Raw genomic sequence first — 14873 nt, forward strand, 5'->3', positions numbered from 1 at the left:
GACGACGACCGTCCACCGAGAGGACCGAGCCATGAACCGCATGGACCGACTGACATCCTTCGACCCGAAACTGAGTTTCCTCTACGTCTACCTGCGTGGGCGGATCGACCGGGTCCGCACCGAGGAGGACATGTCCCGCGGCGCCTCCGCCGTCGAGTGGGTGGTGATCTCCGCGATCGTGGTGGCCATCGTCGCGGCGGTCGGGTTCATCATCAAGAACGCCCTGAACAGCAAGGCGACCGGCGTCAGCAACTGCATCGCCGGCGCGGACGGCAGCAAGAACGGCTGCTGACCGGCCTGTCAGGGGGAGAGCAGCCATGGGACGGACGACCCGTACTCTGCGCCGCGCCGTACGCCGCCGGCTCGACGCGGCGCACGGCGACAGCGGTGTGGGCAGCCGCGCGCCCGCGGCGCCGGGACGTGCTCCGGCACGCCCCGGCGGCGACCGCGGCATGACCGCGATCGAGTTCGTCTTCCTCACCCCGGTGCTGTTCTTCATGATCTTCGCGACCGTGCAGTTCGGGATGTACTACTTCGCCGACCATGTCGCGCAGGCGGCGGCGCGAGCCGGCGCCCGCAAGGCGAGGGACGAGGCGTCGACCGGCCAGGACTGGTCCGGGGACGCGAGCCAGACCGCGAGCGACTACATCCGGCAACTCGGGCCCGAGCTCCTGATCGACCCGCACGTCGTCCCGAGCAGGGACGCGAACGACGCCGACACCGTCCGCGTCCAGGTGACGGCGAAGGTGCCCACGGTCTTCCCGCTGGCGGGCTTCTCCTTCAAGGTGAACGAGACGTCGTCGGGTCCGGTCGAGCGGTTCGTGCCGGACAACGGGGGATGAGGGACATGGAGTTCGCGCTCAGAGCGCGCGCCGCCGCGGTAGGCGGAGTACGCGCGGCGGCCGGCCGGTGCCGTACCGGGCGCCGCGACGGGGACCGGGGGCTGTCCACCATCGAGGTGGTCATCCTCGCCCCGGTGATCATCATGTTCGTGCTGATGCTGGTCGCGTTCGGCCAACTCGTCGACGGGCGCGGGGCGGTGGACGGTGCGGCTCGCGACGCCGCCCGGGCCGGCTCGATCGAGCACAGCCGCTCGGAGGCGATCCAGCAGGCGGTCCAGGCGGCGCACGAGGACCTGGCGGGCACCTGCACCAAGCCGGCGACGGTCACCCCGGTCGGCGACACCAGCTTCCGTCCCGACACCCTCTTCACGATCGAAGTCACCTGCACGGTGCGCGGGTTGAGCTTCCTCGGGCTGCCCATCACCAAGACCGTGACCTCCACGTCGGCCTCGCCGCTCGACCCGTACCGCAGGTCGGCGACATGAGGGCGGCGACGAAGGTGAAGGCGCCGACGAACGCGGTGGAAGCGGCCGCGGGCGAGGCGCTGGGCAACGTGGTGGACGACGTGATGGAGGACGTGGTGGCGTTCCCGAAGCGGACGGCCCCCGCAAGGCGCACCGCCCCCGGCGGCCGCACCGCCGGCGACGGCAGCCCGCTCGCCGGCCGTACCCTGACCGCCCGGCTGCGCGCCCTGCGCGGCGACGACCGGGGCTCCGGCGCCGCCGCCGTGGTGATCTTCGCGCTGGTGTTCATGGCCCTCGCCGCCTTCGTGGTGGACGGCGGGCTGTCCATCGCCAAGCGCGAACGCGCCGCCGACATCGCCGAACAGGCCGCGCGCTACGCCGCTCAGGACATCGACGTGGAGGCGCTGCGCAACGCCGGGAGCGGCGCCCAGCCGGTGATCGACTACCAGCAGTGCACCGCCCGGGTGCAGCAGTTCGCGCGGGACGTCAACCTGCCGGCCAGCGACTGGCGCCGGGCCGGCTGCCCGACCCCGCCGACCGGGCCCGACCGGGTCGAGGTGGTGGTGTACGTGACCTACAAACCGATCCTCAGCGGCTTCTTCTACAAGAGCTCGATCACCGTCGAGGGCAAGGCCGACGCGGTGTCGATCACCGGCCCCGGCAACTGACAGCGGCACGCGAACCGTACGACAAGGACCCGTACCACCGAAGGCAGAGGAAGCAGCCATGGCACGCACGACCGCCACGGGACGTAACCGCCCGCAGCAGGGCGGGGGAGCGGCCCAACCACCGCGCAGGCAGCGGACGTTCGGCGACATCGTGCGGGCGTTCGGGGCGTTCCTGGCGCTCGCGGTGCTGGTGGTGGCGGTGCCGGCCGCGCTGCTGATGTACATCGGGTCGCCGTTCCCGCACCACTTCAACTCCGACGTGCTCCAGCAGCCGATCACCTCGGAGACGTTCGTCAACACGCTGGCGGTGCTGGTGTGGGTGGCGTGGGCGCAGTTCACCGCCTGCGTGCTGGTGGAGGCGAAGGCGGCGGTGTCCGGGGTCGGCATGCCCACCCGGGTGCCGGGCAGCGGCCCGAGCCAGTTGCTGGCACGGCAGTTGATCGCGGCGCTGCTGCTGGTCGGCGTGAGCACCGCGGGCCTGGTCCCGGGCCTCGCCCAACTCGGCCAGCAGCACTCGATGGAGAGCCAGGCCCGGCCGGGTGTGGCCGCGACCGCGCAGGCCACCCCCGGGCAGGCGGCGGCCCATCAGGCTGCGGTGCAGCACCAGTCGGGGCCGAGCGCGTCCACCGCGCAGGGCGGCGGCCAGTCCACCCAGCAGGCGACGAAGTTCTACCGGATCAACCCGCCCGAGGGGCGGCACCACGACTCGCTGTGGGAGATAGCGCAGCGGCACCTCGGCGACGGCCGCCGCTACAAGGAGATCTACCAGCTCAACAAGGACCGCGTGCAGCCCGACGGTTCGCAGCTGTCGCAGGCCAGCCTGATCCGGCCCGGCTGGGTGCTGGAGATGCCCGCCGACGCGCACGGCGGCGACCTCGTCGAGATGCCCGTCGCGTCCCCGCACACCGCGCCCGACATCCTGCACTACGCCCAGCACGGCGGCGCGAAGGACACCACGGCCGAGGGCGCGCACGCCGCGCACCAGACCCCGGCGGGCGAGCAGGGCGGTTCTGGCGGCTCGGGCGGCTCGGGCGGCTCGGGCGGCGGTGCGCACGAGAGCGTCGCGGGCGGCGCCAGCGAGGTGGTCACCGGGCTTTCCGCGTCGCACGGCTTCGACCTGTCCGACGCGCTGATCGGCGCGCCGCTGCTGGCCGCGGGCCTGCTCGCCGCGCTGGGCCGGCGGCGGCGCACCGCGCTGTGGCAGTCGCTGACCGCGGGCGCGCTGCGCAGCCCGCGTACCCCGACCGGCGCGGAGGCCGACGTCGCCGACGCGCTGCGGATCGGTGCCGACCAGGACGCCGTCAACTTCCTCGACCGGGCGCTGCGTTCGCTGTCGGTCCGGCTCGACGCGGACGGCCGCAAGCTTCCCGTGGTGTACGCGGCCTGGCTCACCGAGGACGCGCTGCACCTGCAACTGGCCTGGCCGGACGGGCAGCCGCCGGCGCCCTGGCAGACCGGGCAGGACGAGACCTTCTGGCAGGTGGAGCGGGCCCGGCTGGTCGAGGACATCGACACCTCGGCGGCGGCCCCGTACCCGGGCCTGGCGGTGCTGGGCACCCTGGACGGCGCGCGGCTGCTGCTCAACCTCGAAGCGGTGCCCGGGATCGTGTCGCTGAGCGGCGCCAAGGCCGACCGCGAGGCCGTACTCGCCTCGGTCGCGGCCGAGTTGGCGACCAACGGCTGGTCGGACCGGATGACGGTCACGCTGGTCGGCTTCGCCCAGGACCTGACCGCGCTGGCGCCCGCGCGGGTGCGGCACATCGGCACGGTCGCCGAGGTCGTGGAGATCATGGCCGCGGAGACCGTGCAGCGCTCCGGGGCGCTGCGCACCGCGGGCCAGGACAGCGTGCTCACCGGCCGTACCGGCCGCGCCCAGCACACCCAGTGGGCGCCGCACCTGGTGCTGCTGGCCGCCGAGCCCTCGCCGGAGGAGGCGCAGCGGCTGGCCGAACTCGCCGCGGACGCCGGGCGGTTGGGCATCGGCTACCTGGTCGGCTCGGGCCGCACCGATCTGCCGGGCGCCGCATGGGAGTTGGAGGTCACCCCGGCGGGACGGCTGCTCGCGCCACTGCTCGGCCTGGACATGAAGGCCCAGCTGCTGCCCAAGGCGCAGTACGAGTCGGTGCTGCGGCTGTTCGCCGAGGCGGACGGCGACGGCCCCGGCCCGGAGGCGCCGCCGTTCCTGGTCGACCTCAGCGACCAGGGCCGCCCGGGGGCGTACGCGCGGCTGCTCGGCCCGTTCGAGGTGGTCGGCGTCGACGCGCCCGACCGGGAGCGCAGCGGCCTGCTGCACGAGGCGCTGGCGCTGCTGCTGCTGCACCGCGAGGGCGTGCACCCGCGGGTGCTGGCGTCCGCGCTGTGGCCGCGCGGGGTCACCGAGGACGTACGGGACGCGCTCATCGCCCGGCTGCGGGACTGGCTGGGCACCGACCCCGACGGCGGGGAGCGCCTCACGCTCGACAGCACCGGGCGGATCGTGCTCAGCACCACGGTCGTGTCGGACTGGGACGTCCTCCAGACGCTCCACCACGAGGCCACCGAGGGCCGGGCGGCGGGCGATCCGGCGGCCCGGCGCCGCCTGCTCACCGACGCCCTCTCGCTCGCCCGCGGCCGGCTCTTCGAGGACCGGGCGCCGGGCCGCTACGGCTGGCTCGGCCACGAGATCGTCGACGCGCAGCACCCGGTGCTGGTGGCGGAGATCGCGCTCGCGCTCGCCTCGCTCCACCTCGACGCGCACAAGCCGAAGGCGGCCGTCGCGGCGATCGAGACCGGCATGGCGATCTCGCCCGACGACGAACGCCTCTGGCTGGCCTACCTGCGCTCCGCCAACGCGACCGGCGATCCGGGACGGCTTGAGGCGGCTGCCTCGGCGCTCTTCGCCCGCGCCTCCGCCAACGGCCCGTCCAGGGGGCTGCCGCCACGGGTCGAGGCCCTCCTGGACGAGCTGCTGCCCGCTTGGCGCGGCAGCATCGCCAACTGAAGTCCGTCGCGCACGGAAGCCCGCCGGCCGGGGTCGCCGCCGGCTGAGTTCGCGGCCGACCGCAACCTCAGCCGGTCGCGGCCGACCGCAACCTCAGCCGGTCGCGGCCGGCCGCCCGCCGGGTGCCCCTGTTCGCAGGGGCGCCCGGGCGGTTCAGGGGCGGGCGACGGCGGCGAGGATCTCCGGCAGCCGGTCGAGCAGCCGGGGCGCGGTGAACCGCAGGCTCGCCACCGACAGCGCGGCCGCGTACACCGCGCCGACCGGCAGCACCGTCCACAGCAGGGCGTGGTGGCCGGTCAGGTGCAAGGCGAGGTCCAGGCCCAGCACCGGCAGGCAGAAGGCGGAGGCGATCACGGACCCGCCCAGCGCGTTGAACGCCACCATGGAGCCGTTGCCGGGCGCGGCGTTCCCGAAGGCGTTGTCCTGCGCGACCGCGTACGGGAAGCGGACGCTCGCGTAGCCGCCGGTGGAGATCAGCGCGCCGAGGAACGCGAAGGCCATCCCGAGGACTTCGGGCAGCGCCCCGGCCCGCCCCAGCAGCAGGGCGGTCGCGCAGGTCACCACGGTGACGTAGGGGAGGGCGACCACCGCGAGCATCAGGGCCCGGCCGCGCAGCTCGGACTCCGCGTCCTTGCGGGTGGTGATGGTCGCGACGACGGTCCAGAACGCGGAGTTGTCCATCCCGAACTGGTTGTACATCTGCATGCCGAGCAGGCCCGCGGTCCACAGGCACTGGTAGACCGAGCCGTGCTGGACGACCGCGACCAGCGGCAGCAGCAGGCCCACCGCGAGCCCGGTCGCCCAGGACGCGCGCAGTTTGGGATCGCGCGCGGCGTAGCGGAACTGGCGCTCCATCACCGTCGCGGTCCGGCCGGCCAGCGCCCGTTCGGGCAGCAGGCGTGAGAGCAGCGGCGCGCGGCCGCCGCCCCTGCGCACGGTGCTGTCGGGGACGGGCTGGAGGGTGGAGGAGTCCGGCGACATCATCAGCCGGTACAGGGTGCGGTACCACCAGCGCAGCACCACGGCCAGCAGCGCGACGGCGAGCGCGAGTTGGGCCGCCGCCTGCCCGTACGCACCGTCGGAGACCGACCGCACCGCGTCGACCGCGGAGGCCGGCGGGACCCAGCGCAGCACGGAGGTGACCGAAGTGACCCGGTGCAGGCCGTGGTTGGAGGACAGGGAGCTGAGCCCGAGGTTGACCAGCTGTGCGCCGACGGCCACGATCAGCCCGCTGAGCAGCGCGAGGTCGCGGCCTTTACGGCTGGTCAGCAGCCGGGTGTTGGCCGCCGCGACGCCCCGGGAGGCGGCCGCGCAGATCGCCAGCAGCAGCGCCACCGCCGGCACCGCGACGACCGCGGCCGCCGCGCCGTGCGCCACCGCCACCACCGAACCGGTGCCCACCAGCAGCGTGAACAGCGGGCCGGCGCCGATCAGCGACGACGTCAGCAGGGCGGTGATCAGCGGGCGGGGGCGCAGCGGCAGCATCGCCAGCCGGGTCGGGTCCAGGGTGTCGTCGCCGCCGAAGAAGAACAGCGGCATCACCGCCCAGCCGATGGCCAGCACCGCCGCCATGGTGACGGCGGCGGCCGGCGCGTACTCGTTTCCGCGCAGGGCGATCATCCCGGCGCCGTTGCCCAGCGCGTAGAGCATCGCGAGGCCGACGCCGATGCACCAGCTCACGGTGCGGCCGCGGGACTGCCGGACTCCGTTGCGCAGCACGGCCAGTTTGAGGCGGACGAACGTCGCCGTCACCGGGGCGGCCCGGTCCGCGGCGGGCGGCGCGGGCGAAGGGGGCGGCGGCGACTCGGCGGTGAGCGGGCCCGCGCCGGTCATTTCGGGCCCCCGCCCAGCCAGTCCAGGTCGCCGCCGGAGCGCCGGTCGGCGCCCACCAGGGACAGGAAGGCGTCCTGGAGGGTCGCCGCCTCGCCGCGCACGTCGGCGATCGGGCCGTGCGCCACGATCCGTCCGGCCGCCATCACCGCGACCCAGTCGCACAGGCTCTCCACCAGCTCCATCACGTGGGAGGAGAACACCACGGTGCCGCCGGTGGCCGTGTACCGCTCCAGCACGCCGCGGATGACCTGCGCGGACACCGGGTCGACCCCCTCGAACGGCTCGTCCAGGAAGAGGACCTCGGGGTTGTGCAGCAGGGCCGCGGCGAGCCCGATCTTCTTGCGCATGCCCGTCGAGTAGTCCACGACGAGTTTGTGCTGCGAGGCGGACAGGTCCAGCACGTCCAGCAGTTGGGTGGCGCGCAGGTCCACGTCCTTGACCGGCAGGCCGCGCAGCCGACCGGTGAAGGTGAGCAGTTCGCGGCCCGACAGCCGCTCGAACAGCCGCAGTCCTTCCGGCAGCACGCCGATCCGGGACTTCACCTCGACCGGGTCGCTCCACACGTCGCGACCGACGATCTGCACCAGGCCCTCGTCGGGGCGCAGCAGCCCGGTCACCATCGACAGGGTCGTGGTCTTCCCCGCTCCGTTGGGCCCCACCAGGCCGGCGAAGCGGCCGGCCGGCAGCTCCAGGTCGATGCCCGCGACGGCCTCCTGCTCGCCGAACCGCTTGCGCAGGCCGCGCACCCGCAGCGCCGGCGGCACGCCCGACGGCTGCCGCGGCGGCTGCTCCAGCCCGGACCCGGCCGGGCCCGTCCGATCCCCGTAGTACGACGGGAGTCGCCGGCTGTCCGGCTCCCGCTCCGCACCGCGCGCCTCACCCATCGCACCGCACCTCTCCCCGATCCCCGTCCACGCTCACCGCGACGCTTCTCCGGCCGCGTTCACCACGCGTGCGGCCACCCTATGTGCGACCACTGACAGTGACGGAAAGCCCGGGTGACTTCCGGGAAGGACGGAGAAAACCGCTCGTGCGGGCGGTGTTGGGTTTGACGGCGAACGCGGGGGGTAACACAACGTCATCGGCTCGGTGCCGGGTCCTGCTCAGCGTACGGCGCGGGTCTCCGCCGCCTCGCGCCCGCACGCGTACGCCAGCGGGCTCAGCACCTCGCCGACGTCCGGCAGCCACCGATGCGCCGCGGTCGGCCGGCCGGCCCGCCCACTGCGCGCACCCTCCCGTGCCCATCCGGGTCGGCGGGGCGGCCACCCAGTCGCCTCCGCCGCGCGCGGTGAGGTGCAGCGTGTCCGGCGGCCGGCCGAGCGCGCCCAGCAGCCGGGGCACCTTCGCGCATGCCCCGGGCAGCACGAAGAACGCCATCCGGCGGGTGGGCGTGGAGATCACCGGGCCGAGCTGCACCTCCAGCCGCTCGATCCTGGCGAGCGCGTGGAAGCCCGCGCTCTCCGGGACCTCCGGCACATCGAAGGTGCGCCCCGTGGGCAGCAGCACCGAGGAACGCGTCCGCCCGGTCCACATCCGCCGCACCTCCGAGCCGTTGCCGCTCGCTCGGGTCGCCCGGGTCGCCCAGTCCGCGCTGGTCGGACGGGCGCCGGGGGCGGGGCACGCCGCCGAGGCGCACGAACAGCGCGGTGCGCCCCCCGCGCTCATCTCCAGCCACGTGCCGGGCAGCACCTCCCAGTGCCGCTCCTGCACGTACGAGACCGCCGTGTCGAGCAGTCGGGCACCGCTGAGCTGCCGCGGAACCGCGGGGGTGTCGTCCACGCGCTGCACAACTGTCCACGTGGGCGGGGGATACGGGCATCCGGCGCGGCCCGTCACCGCGCACCGCCGCTCATCGCCGGGCGCACGGAAGCATCTGCGGGGGCGCGTACGGGCACCTCGTCAGGAATCGGGTAGGAACCGGACGAGCGCCCGCCGGCCCGGCCGGCCCGGCGCCGCCCAACGGCCTGGTACGGGTGAATTGCCGTCAATAAGGGGTTTATCCACCGGGGTTGGGGAAGGAAGACCCACGAAGAACGACAAGGGGGGATCGATGGCCGCACGACCACTCGTGGCGCGGCAGCCGAACGAGAGGCTCCAAGCACTGATCCAGGAGGCCGGCTGCTCCAACGCCGGCCTCGCACGCAGGGTGAACATGTGCGGGAGCGAACACGGCCTCGACCTGCGATACGACAAGACATCCGTGGCCCGCTGGCTGCGCGGGCAGCAGCCGCGCGGGCGCGCCCCGGGCATCGTCGCCGAGGCGCTGGGCCGCAAGCTCGGCCGCGCGGTGTCCATCGACGAGATCGGCATGGCCAACGGGCGGAACCTCGCCACCGGCATCGGGCTGCACTTCGCGCCCACCGTGCTCGGCGCGATCGAGCAGGTCTGCGAGTTGTGGCGCAGCGACGTCGGCCGGCGCGACTTCCTCACCGGCTCCACCGTCGCCGCCTCCGCACTCGTCGAGCCCAGCAGGGACTGGCTGATCACCCGCCCCGACCAGGGTGTGGCGCGCAACGGCGGGGCCAGGGTGGGGATGTCCGACGTCGAGGCGGTCAAGGCCACCACCCAGGCGCTCACCGACCTCGACCACCGCTTCGGCAGCGGCCATTGCCGCCCGGTCGTCGTGCACTACCTCAACAGCGTGGTCTCCGGGCTGCTCGCCGGCAGCTACCGCGAGTCGGTCGGGCGCGAACTCTTCTCCGCCGTCGCCCGGTTGACCGAGCTGGCCGGATACATGGCGGTCGACACCGGCCAACCCGGCCTCGCCCAGCGGTATTACATCCAGGCGCTGCGGCTGGCCCAGGCGGCCGGCGACCGCGCCTACGGCGGATACATCCTGGCCGCGAGCATGAGCCATCTCGCCGCCTCGCTCGGCAACCCCCGCGAGATCGCCCAACTCGCCCGCGCCGCCCAGGAAGGCGCCCGCGGTCAGGTCACCGCCACCGTCGAGGCGATGTTCCACGCCGCCGAGGCACGCGGCCACGCCTTGCTCGGCGACGCCCGCACCTTCGCCACCGTCGCCGGGCTCGCGCTCGACGCGATGGACCGTTCGGAGCCGGACCAGGACCCGCCGTGGATCGCCCACTTCGACCACGCCTACCTGGCCGACGAGTTGGCGCACTGCCACCGCGACCTCGGCCAGGCCGAGCCCGCCGCCCGCCGTGCCGAGGAGGCGCTGGCCGCCCACCCGGCCACCCGCGCCCGCCGCCGCGCGATCGACCTGCTGCTGCTCGCCGACACCCAGGTGCAGCAGCGCGAACTGGACGCGGCCTGCCAGACCGGCGAGGAGGCCGTCGTCCTGCTGTCCGGGCTGCGCTCCAACCGCGGCGCCGAGTATCTGGACGACTTCCGCCGTCGCCTGGAGCCGTTCGCCGGTGAGCCGGTGGTGCGCGCCTTCCACGCCCGGCTGGACGAACGGGAGGCGGCCTGAAGGTGACATAGGGGTGCCGCCCGCCCCCGCACGCCGAATCGTTACCGGACCGACACTCCGCGCCCACATCGCGGTCAAAGCGCTGCGCAGACCCGCCGAGCCCAGCGCCCGCGCCAGTAGCCGCCCCGTCGCCCAAGTGTGAGGTGACGCTCACCTGTTCATGAGCGGGGGCGGCGCTCAGCGGGACCCGGTAGCGTTGGCCGACGGTTTGCACGGTAGGCCAGAGTCAGGAGTGGGCGGCGATGCACAGCAGCGGACGCGGCGAGGATTCGCCCGAAGCGTACCGGGGCGTCGTGCTCCCCTCGGGCCGGCAGCAGCAGCCGCTGCAGTACGGCGAGCACGTCCAGCCGGCCGGCGGCACCCCGTGGGGCGCGCCCGACGGCCCGCCGGCCGCCGAGCCGGCCGACGCCACGCAGATGCTGCCGCCCTACCCCGGTGCCGACCCGCTCGGGCCGCCCGCGCAGCCCCCCGCGCCGCTGCCCGCGCCCCCGGTAGCCGACGCCACGCAGATGCTGCCGCCCTACCCCGGCGACGCCCCGGCACCACCGCTGCCGCCGGTGCCGCCGCAGGCCCCGCCGCCCTCGTACATACCCGACCCCTCTCCGGCAGAGGCGACCCAGGCGCTGCCCTTCTTCCAGGACCGGCAGGACCACCCGGGCGGCTACGACCAGCAGACCGGCTACGACCAGCAGGGGTACGGCCAGGCGCCGTACGAACAGCCCGGCGGCTACGACCAGTACCCGAACCCGGGCGGCCCGTCGTACGGCGGCCAGGAGCAGCACCCCGGCCAGTACGGCGGTTTCGAGGAGGAGGAGCCGCAGCCCGGCCCCGGGCACGACAGCGACTACGACCACCTCTTCCGGCATGACGTGCCGAGCCCGGCGCCGATGCGGCCGCGCATCATCCAGCCGCCGGACCGCCGGCAGCCCGCCCAGCAGCCCTACCCGCAGGGCCCCGGCGGCGGTCCCCAGGAGCCCGGCTACGGCCCGGAGCGGGACTACGGCTACGACGGCGGCGGCGAAGGCGGGCGCCGGATGTCGCCGAAGGCGCTGATCGGCATCGTGGTCGGCGGCTGCGTGGTGGCCGGCCTGGTGGTCGGCGCGCTGCTCAACTCCGGTGGCGGTGGCGGCGGCAAGACCGGCACCGTGGCCGACTCGTCGAGCGCCTCGCCCGCGCCCGGCACCTCCGCGGGCGCCAAGCCCGGCCCCTCCGACGGCGCCGACGACGCCGCCAAGCAGCAGGCGTCCGCACTGGACTCGCTGCTCAACACCAGTGACGCCAGCCGCAGTTCCGTGGTGAGCGCGGTCGCGTCCATCAGGAGTTGCAGCAACCTGCCCGGCGCCGCCGGCGACCTGAACACCGCCGCCGACCGGCGCAAGTCCCTGGTCACCCAGCTGGCCAAGCTGCCCCTGGACCAGCTGCCCGACCACGACGCCCTGAGCACCGCGCTCACCAAGGCGTGGCAGGCGTCCTCCGCCGCCGACACCCACTACGCGAACTGGGCCGGCCAGGCGCAGAAGAACCACAAGGTCTGCCACGGCGGCCACGCCAGGAACACCAGCGAGACGCAGGCCGGCGACCGGGAGAGCGGCACCGCCACCACCGAGAAGAAGAAGGCGGTCAAGCTCTGGAACGCGATCGCCAAGAAGTACGGCCTCACCCAGCGGCAGTACTCCCAGCTCTGACGGCTCAGCTTTGACGGCCCAGCTCTGACGTCTCAGCCCTCACGGCCCAGCTCTGACGTCAACCGGCCGGCTACTGGCCGTCCCGTTTGAGCGGGGCGTACGACGCCGGCTTGAGCGTCTTGGTCACGTTCACGAAGCCGGGCTGCGCCTGGACCAGGCGGCCCTGCCGCACCTTCTGGTAGACGATGTCGGCGTTGACCATCCGCGGGTGGTCGGGGATGTTCAGCAGGTCGGTGTCGGTCCAGCCGAGGTCGGGGGTGAGGCCGCCGGTCGACAGCTTCGTGGTCGCGTCCATCGCCCGCCGCACGCTGTCCGCGGTGATCTTCGTCCTGGCGTCCATCGCGCGCACCACCTTGGCGAACACGGAGTACGCGATCCACGTGGTCTGCACCCCGGGGTCGGCCACGTCGATCGTGTCGTCGCCGAACGCGTACTTGCTGATCACCGACTTCATCTCGTCCCACTTCGGGTCCGAGGCCGGCGGGTACCAGTCGGCGATCTTCGCGCCCTCCAGCGGGCTCTTCGCGCCGCCGCTCGCGTCCACCACGGACTGCTGCACGCTGCCGATCACCGAGGAGAGCTGCACCTTCGGCTGCACGTCGCCGATCCGGCGCAAGGAGTCGAAGAAGGTGCTGGTGTGGTCGCCGAGCACCGCGGACACGCAGGTGGACGTCTTGTCGTCGCCGACCGCCTGGGTCGCGACGTCGGTGTAGTCGGTCGAGTCGTCCTTGGCGAGGATGTCCTCCACCGGGCGCTTGCCCTCCTCCTTCAGCCCCTGGTCGAGGAAGATCGGGAACTGGTCGCCGGTGATCGAGTCCGGCCGCACCAGCGCGACCTTCTTGCAGCTCTGCGCGAGTTGCAGCCCGCTGCCGGCCAGCAGCGCCGGCAGCCCGCCGTTGATCGGGTACGACATCAGGGACTGGTACTCGTCCTCGGTGATCCCGTAGCCGCCGATGTACGGGATGTCGTCGCCCTCCAGCGCGGAGATGAAGCTGCTGCCCTCCTCGCTGTACGACCCGACGACGGCGACCGCGCCCGCGTCGGCGGCCTGCTTGGCGCATTCGGTGACCGTGACCGCGTCGTCGCGCTCGTTGCAGGTGAGCACCTTCAGCTTGCGTCCGTGCAGCCCGCCCTGGTCGTTGACGTAGCTCTCGACGGCCTTGGCCATCCCCAGCATGCCGGGCATGTTGGTGGCGTTGGTGCCCACCGGCGCCCATGTCATCACCACGATCGGCCCCGGAGAGCCCCCCGCGCTCCCCGGAAGGACACCACACCCGCTGACCAGCGCGGATACGGCGAGTAGTGGGACGGCGGCACGCCGGAGCGCGCCCCTGCGGCGGTCAGTCATATCAATGGAAGATTCCGCTTCCGGCTCAACGGCCGGGTGACCGGATGCCAACGCCCGGTCACGTTCGGGTGAATTACAGGTGTCGCCGATCGGGTGCGTACGATCGTGCGCTGTGCAAGGTTCGGAGAAGTCTTCCCGTCGCGGCCGTCACTCCTCCACGATGGGTGGCATGCCCCTCAATGACATGCCGTGGTGGCGCTGGCGCAGCAATGTGCGCTCCGCGCTGCACATGATCAGCGACCCCGTCTTCCAGATGGAGGTGTGGCGGACCGGCCGCGAGGGATACGGCGATGTCACCGACGCCGTCTACCGCCTGGTCGAGGACACCTGGCTCGACAACTGGTCCGCCGAGAAGTACGTCGGCACCATCTTCCGCGACGCGCAGGAGGCGGCGCTGGTCGACGTGGCCGTGCTGCGCGTGCTGAAGATCCTGCACCAGGTGGGCGCCGACGCCCCCGCGGTCGCCTACCTCGACCACTCGGCCTGGCCGGAGGCGGTGCACGCGGCCCGCGAGGCGCACGTGCGGATGGCGTCGGCCGACGGCGAGGACCCGGACGTCCCGCCGCGCTCGCTCGAGGTGCTGGCGATCTACAACCGGACGGCGTGACCCCGGCGAGTGTCGTGACCACGTGCACGCGTGACCACGCGGTCGTGACGGCGTGATCGGGTCCGTGTGCCGGACACCCGCGCCTTCGGCTGCCTGCTTGTGCCAGGCTGGCGCCTGTGAACGAACAGCAGTCGCAGCCCCCGCAGTACGTCCTCACGCTGTCGTGCCCCGACAAGCAGGGCATCGTGCACGCGGTCTCCAGCTACCTCTTCATGACCGGGTGCAACATCGTCGACAGCCAGCAGTTCGGCGACCAGGGCACCGGGCTGTTCTTCATGCGGGTGCACTTCTCCGCCGAGTCCGAGGTGACCGTCGACAAGCTGCGGGCCAGCTTCGCCGCGGTGGGCGACGCCTACCACATGGACTGGCACATCCACCCGTCCGCGGAGCGGATGCGGATCGTGCTGATGGTCAGCAGGTTCGGCCACTGCCTCAACGACCTGCTCTTCCGCGCCAGCACCGGCGCGCTGCCGGTCGAGGTCGCCGCCGTGGTCTCCAACCACACCGACTTCCGCGCCCTCGTCGAGTCCTACCACGTGCCCTTCCACCACATCCCGGTCACCAAGGACACCAAGTCCGACGCCGAGGCGCGGCTGCTGGAGATCGTGGCGGCGGAGAACGTCGAACTGGTGGTGCTCGCCCGCTACATGCAGGTCCTCTCGGACGACCTGTGCCGGAAGCTGTCCGGCCGGATCATCAACATCCACCACTCCTTCCTGCCGAGCTTCAAGGGCGCCAAGCCGTACCACCAGGCGCATGACCGCGGTGTGAAGCTGATCGGCGCGACCGCGCACTACGTGACGGCGGATCTCGACGAGGGCCCGATCATCGAGCAGGAGGTCGAGCGGGTCGGCCACGGGGTCACCCCGGAGCAACTCGTCGCGATCGGCCGGGACGTGGAGTGCCAGGCGCTGGCGCGGGCGGTGAAGTGGCACAGCGAGCACCGGGTGCTGCTCAACGGCGGCCGGACCGTGGTGTTCGGGTAGCGGCTGGCGGGTAACAGGTGGCGGGGGCGG

Annotated in this window: 12 protein-coding genes and 1 pseudogene; 9 read left to right on the forward strand and 4 right to left on the reverse strand. The window is 73.2% G+C overall.

What is annotated here, in order from left to right:
- Window positions 1-40 precede the first annotated feature (40 nt).
- From OG896_RS23225 to OG896_RS23245, 5 genes are read left to right on the forward strand one after another with little or no spacing between them, the layout of a single operon-like run.
- Window positions 41-292 (forward strand): hypothetical protein, encoded by a 252-nt coding sequence (locus OG896_RS23225; RefSeq protein ID WP_329368297.1) that lies wholly within the window; start codon window positions 41-43, stop codon window positions 290-292.
- Window positions 293-317: 25 nt separating this feature from the next.
- Entirely contained in the window at window positions 318-842 is a 525-nt protein-coding gene (locus tag OG896_RS23230; RefSeq protein WP_443057143.1) for a TadE family protein, read from the forward strand.
- Between the two features lie 5 nt (window positions 843-847).
- Window positions 848-1327, forward strand: a complete 480-nt coding sequence (locus tag OG896_RS23235; protein WP_329368299.1) for a TadE/TadG family type IV pilus assembly protein — start codon at window positions 848-850, stop codon at window positions 1325-1327.
- Entirely contained in the window at window positions 1324-1974 is a 651-nt protein-coding gene (locus tag OG896_RS23240; RefSeq protein ID WP_329368301.1) for a TadE/TadG family type IV pilus assembly protein, read from the forward strand. Before OG896_RS23235 ends, OG896_RS23240 begins: the two co-directional genes overlap by 4 nt.
- Before the next feature lie 58 nt (window positions 1975-2032).
- Window positions 2033-4954, forward strand: coding sequence for a BTAD domain-containing putative transcriptional regulator (locus OG896_RS23245; protein WP_329368303.1), 2922 nt, complete (start codon window positions 2033-2035; stop codon window positions 4952-4954).
- Window positions 4955-5107: 153 nt separating this feature from the next.
- Here OG896_RS23245 and OG896_RS23250 read toward each other — a convergent pair whose 3' ends face one another.
- The 3 genes and pseudogenes from OG896_RS23250 to OG896_RS23260 form a co-directional block, all read right to left on the reverse strand.
- Window positions 5108-6787 carry a transporter gene (locus tag OG896_RS23250; RefSeq protein WP_329368305.1) on the reverse strand — a complete coding sequence of 560 codons (1680 nt, stop codon included), beginning with the start codon at window positions 6785-6787 and terminating at the stop codon, window positions 5108-5110.
- Window positions 6784-7671, reverse strand: a complete 888-nt coding sequence (locus tag OG896_RS23255; protein WP_329368307.1) for an ABC transporter ATP-binding protein — start codon at window positions 7669-7671, stop codon at window positions 6784-6786. Before OG896_RS23255 ends, OG896_RS23250 begins: the two co-directional genes overlap by 4 nt.
- Window positions 7672-7890: 219 nt before the next feature.
- A pseudogene (locus OG896_RS23260) lies at window positions 7891-8476 on the reverse strand (bifunctional DNA primase/polymerase).
- Between the two features lie 361 nt (window positions 8477-8837).
- Here OG896_RS23260 and OG896_RS23265 point away from each other — a divergent pair.
- Together OG896_RS23265 and OG896_RS23270 are read left to right on the forward strand one after the other, a co-directional pair.
- Window positions 8838-10217 carry a transcriptional regulator gene (locus OG896_RS23265; protein WP_328465079.1) on the forward strand — a complete coding sequence of 460 codons (1380 nt, stop codon included), beginning with the start codon at window positions 8838-8840 and terminating at the stop codon, window positions 10215-10217.
- A gap of 242 nt (window positions 10218-10459) precedes the next feature.
- Window positions 10460-11902: a hypothetical protein gene (locus tag OG896_RS23270; protein WP_329368309.1), complete on the forward strand. Its 1443-nt coding sequence runs from the start codon at window positions 10460-10462 to the stop codon at window positions 11900-11902.
- Between the two features lie 70 nt (window positions 11903-11972).
- Here the strand turns inward: OG896_RS23270 and OG896_RS23275 are convergent, their stop codons facing one another.
- A complete protein-coding gene (locus OG896_RS23275; RefSeq protein ID WP_329368312.1) occupies window positions 11973-13124 on the reverse strand; it encodes an ABC transporter substrate-binding protein in 1152 nt (383 codons plus the stop codon).
- Window positions 13125-13410: 286 nt separating this feature from the next.
- Between OG896_RS23275 and OG896_RS23280 the strand changes: the two genes are divergently transcribed.
- Together OG896_RS23280 and purU are read left to right on the forward strand one after the other, a co-directional pair.
- Window positions 13411-13857, forward strand: a complete 447-nt coding sequence (locus tag OG896_RS23280) for an SCO4402 family protein (protein WP_443057144.1) — start codon at window positions 13411-13413, stop codon at window positions 13855-13857.
- Window positions 13858-13973: 116 nt separating this feature from the next.
- Window positions 13974-14843: a formyltetrahydrofolate deformylase gene (gene purU, locus OG896_RS23285; protein WP_402450236.1), complete on the forward strand. Its 870-nt coding sequence runs from the start codon at window positions 13974-13976 to the stop codon at window positions 14841-14843.
- Window positions 14844-14873: the final 30 nt, after the last annotated feature.

Origin of the sequence: Streptomyces sp. NBC_00669 (genome assembly GCF_036226785.1) — a bacterium.
Lineage (GTDB): Bacteria > Actinomycetota > Actinomycetes > Streptomycetales > Streptomycetaceae > Actinacidiphila.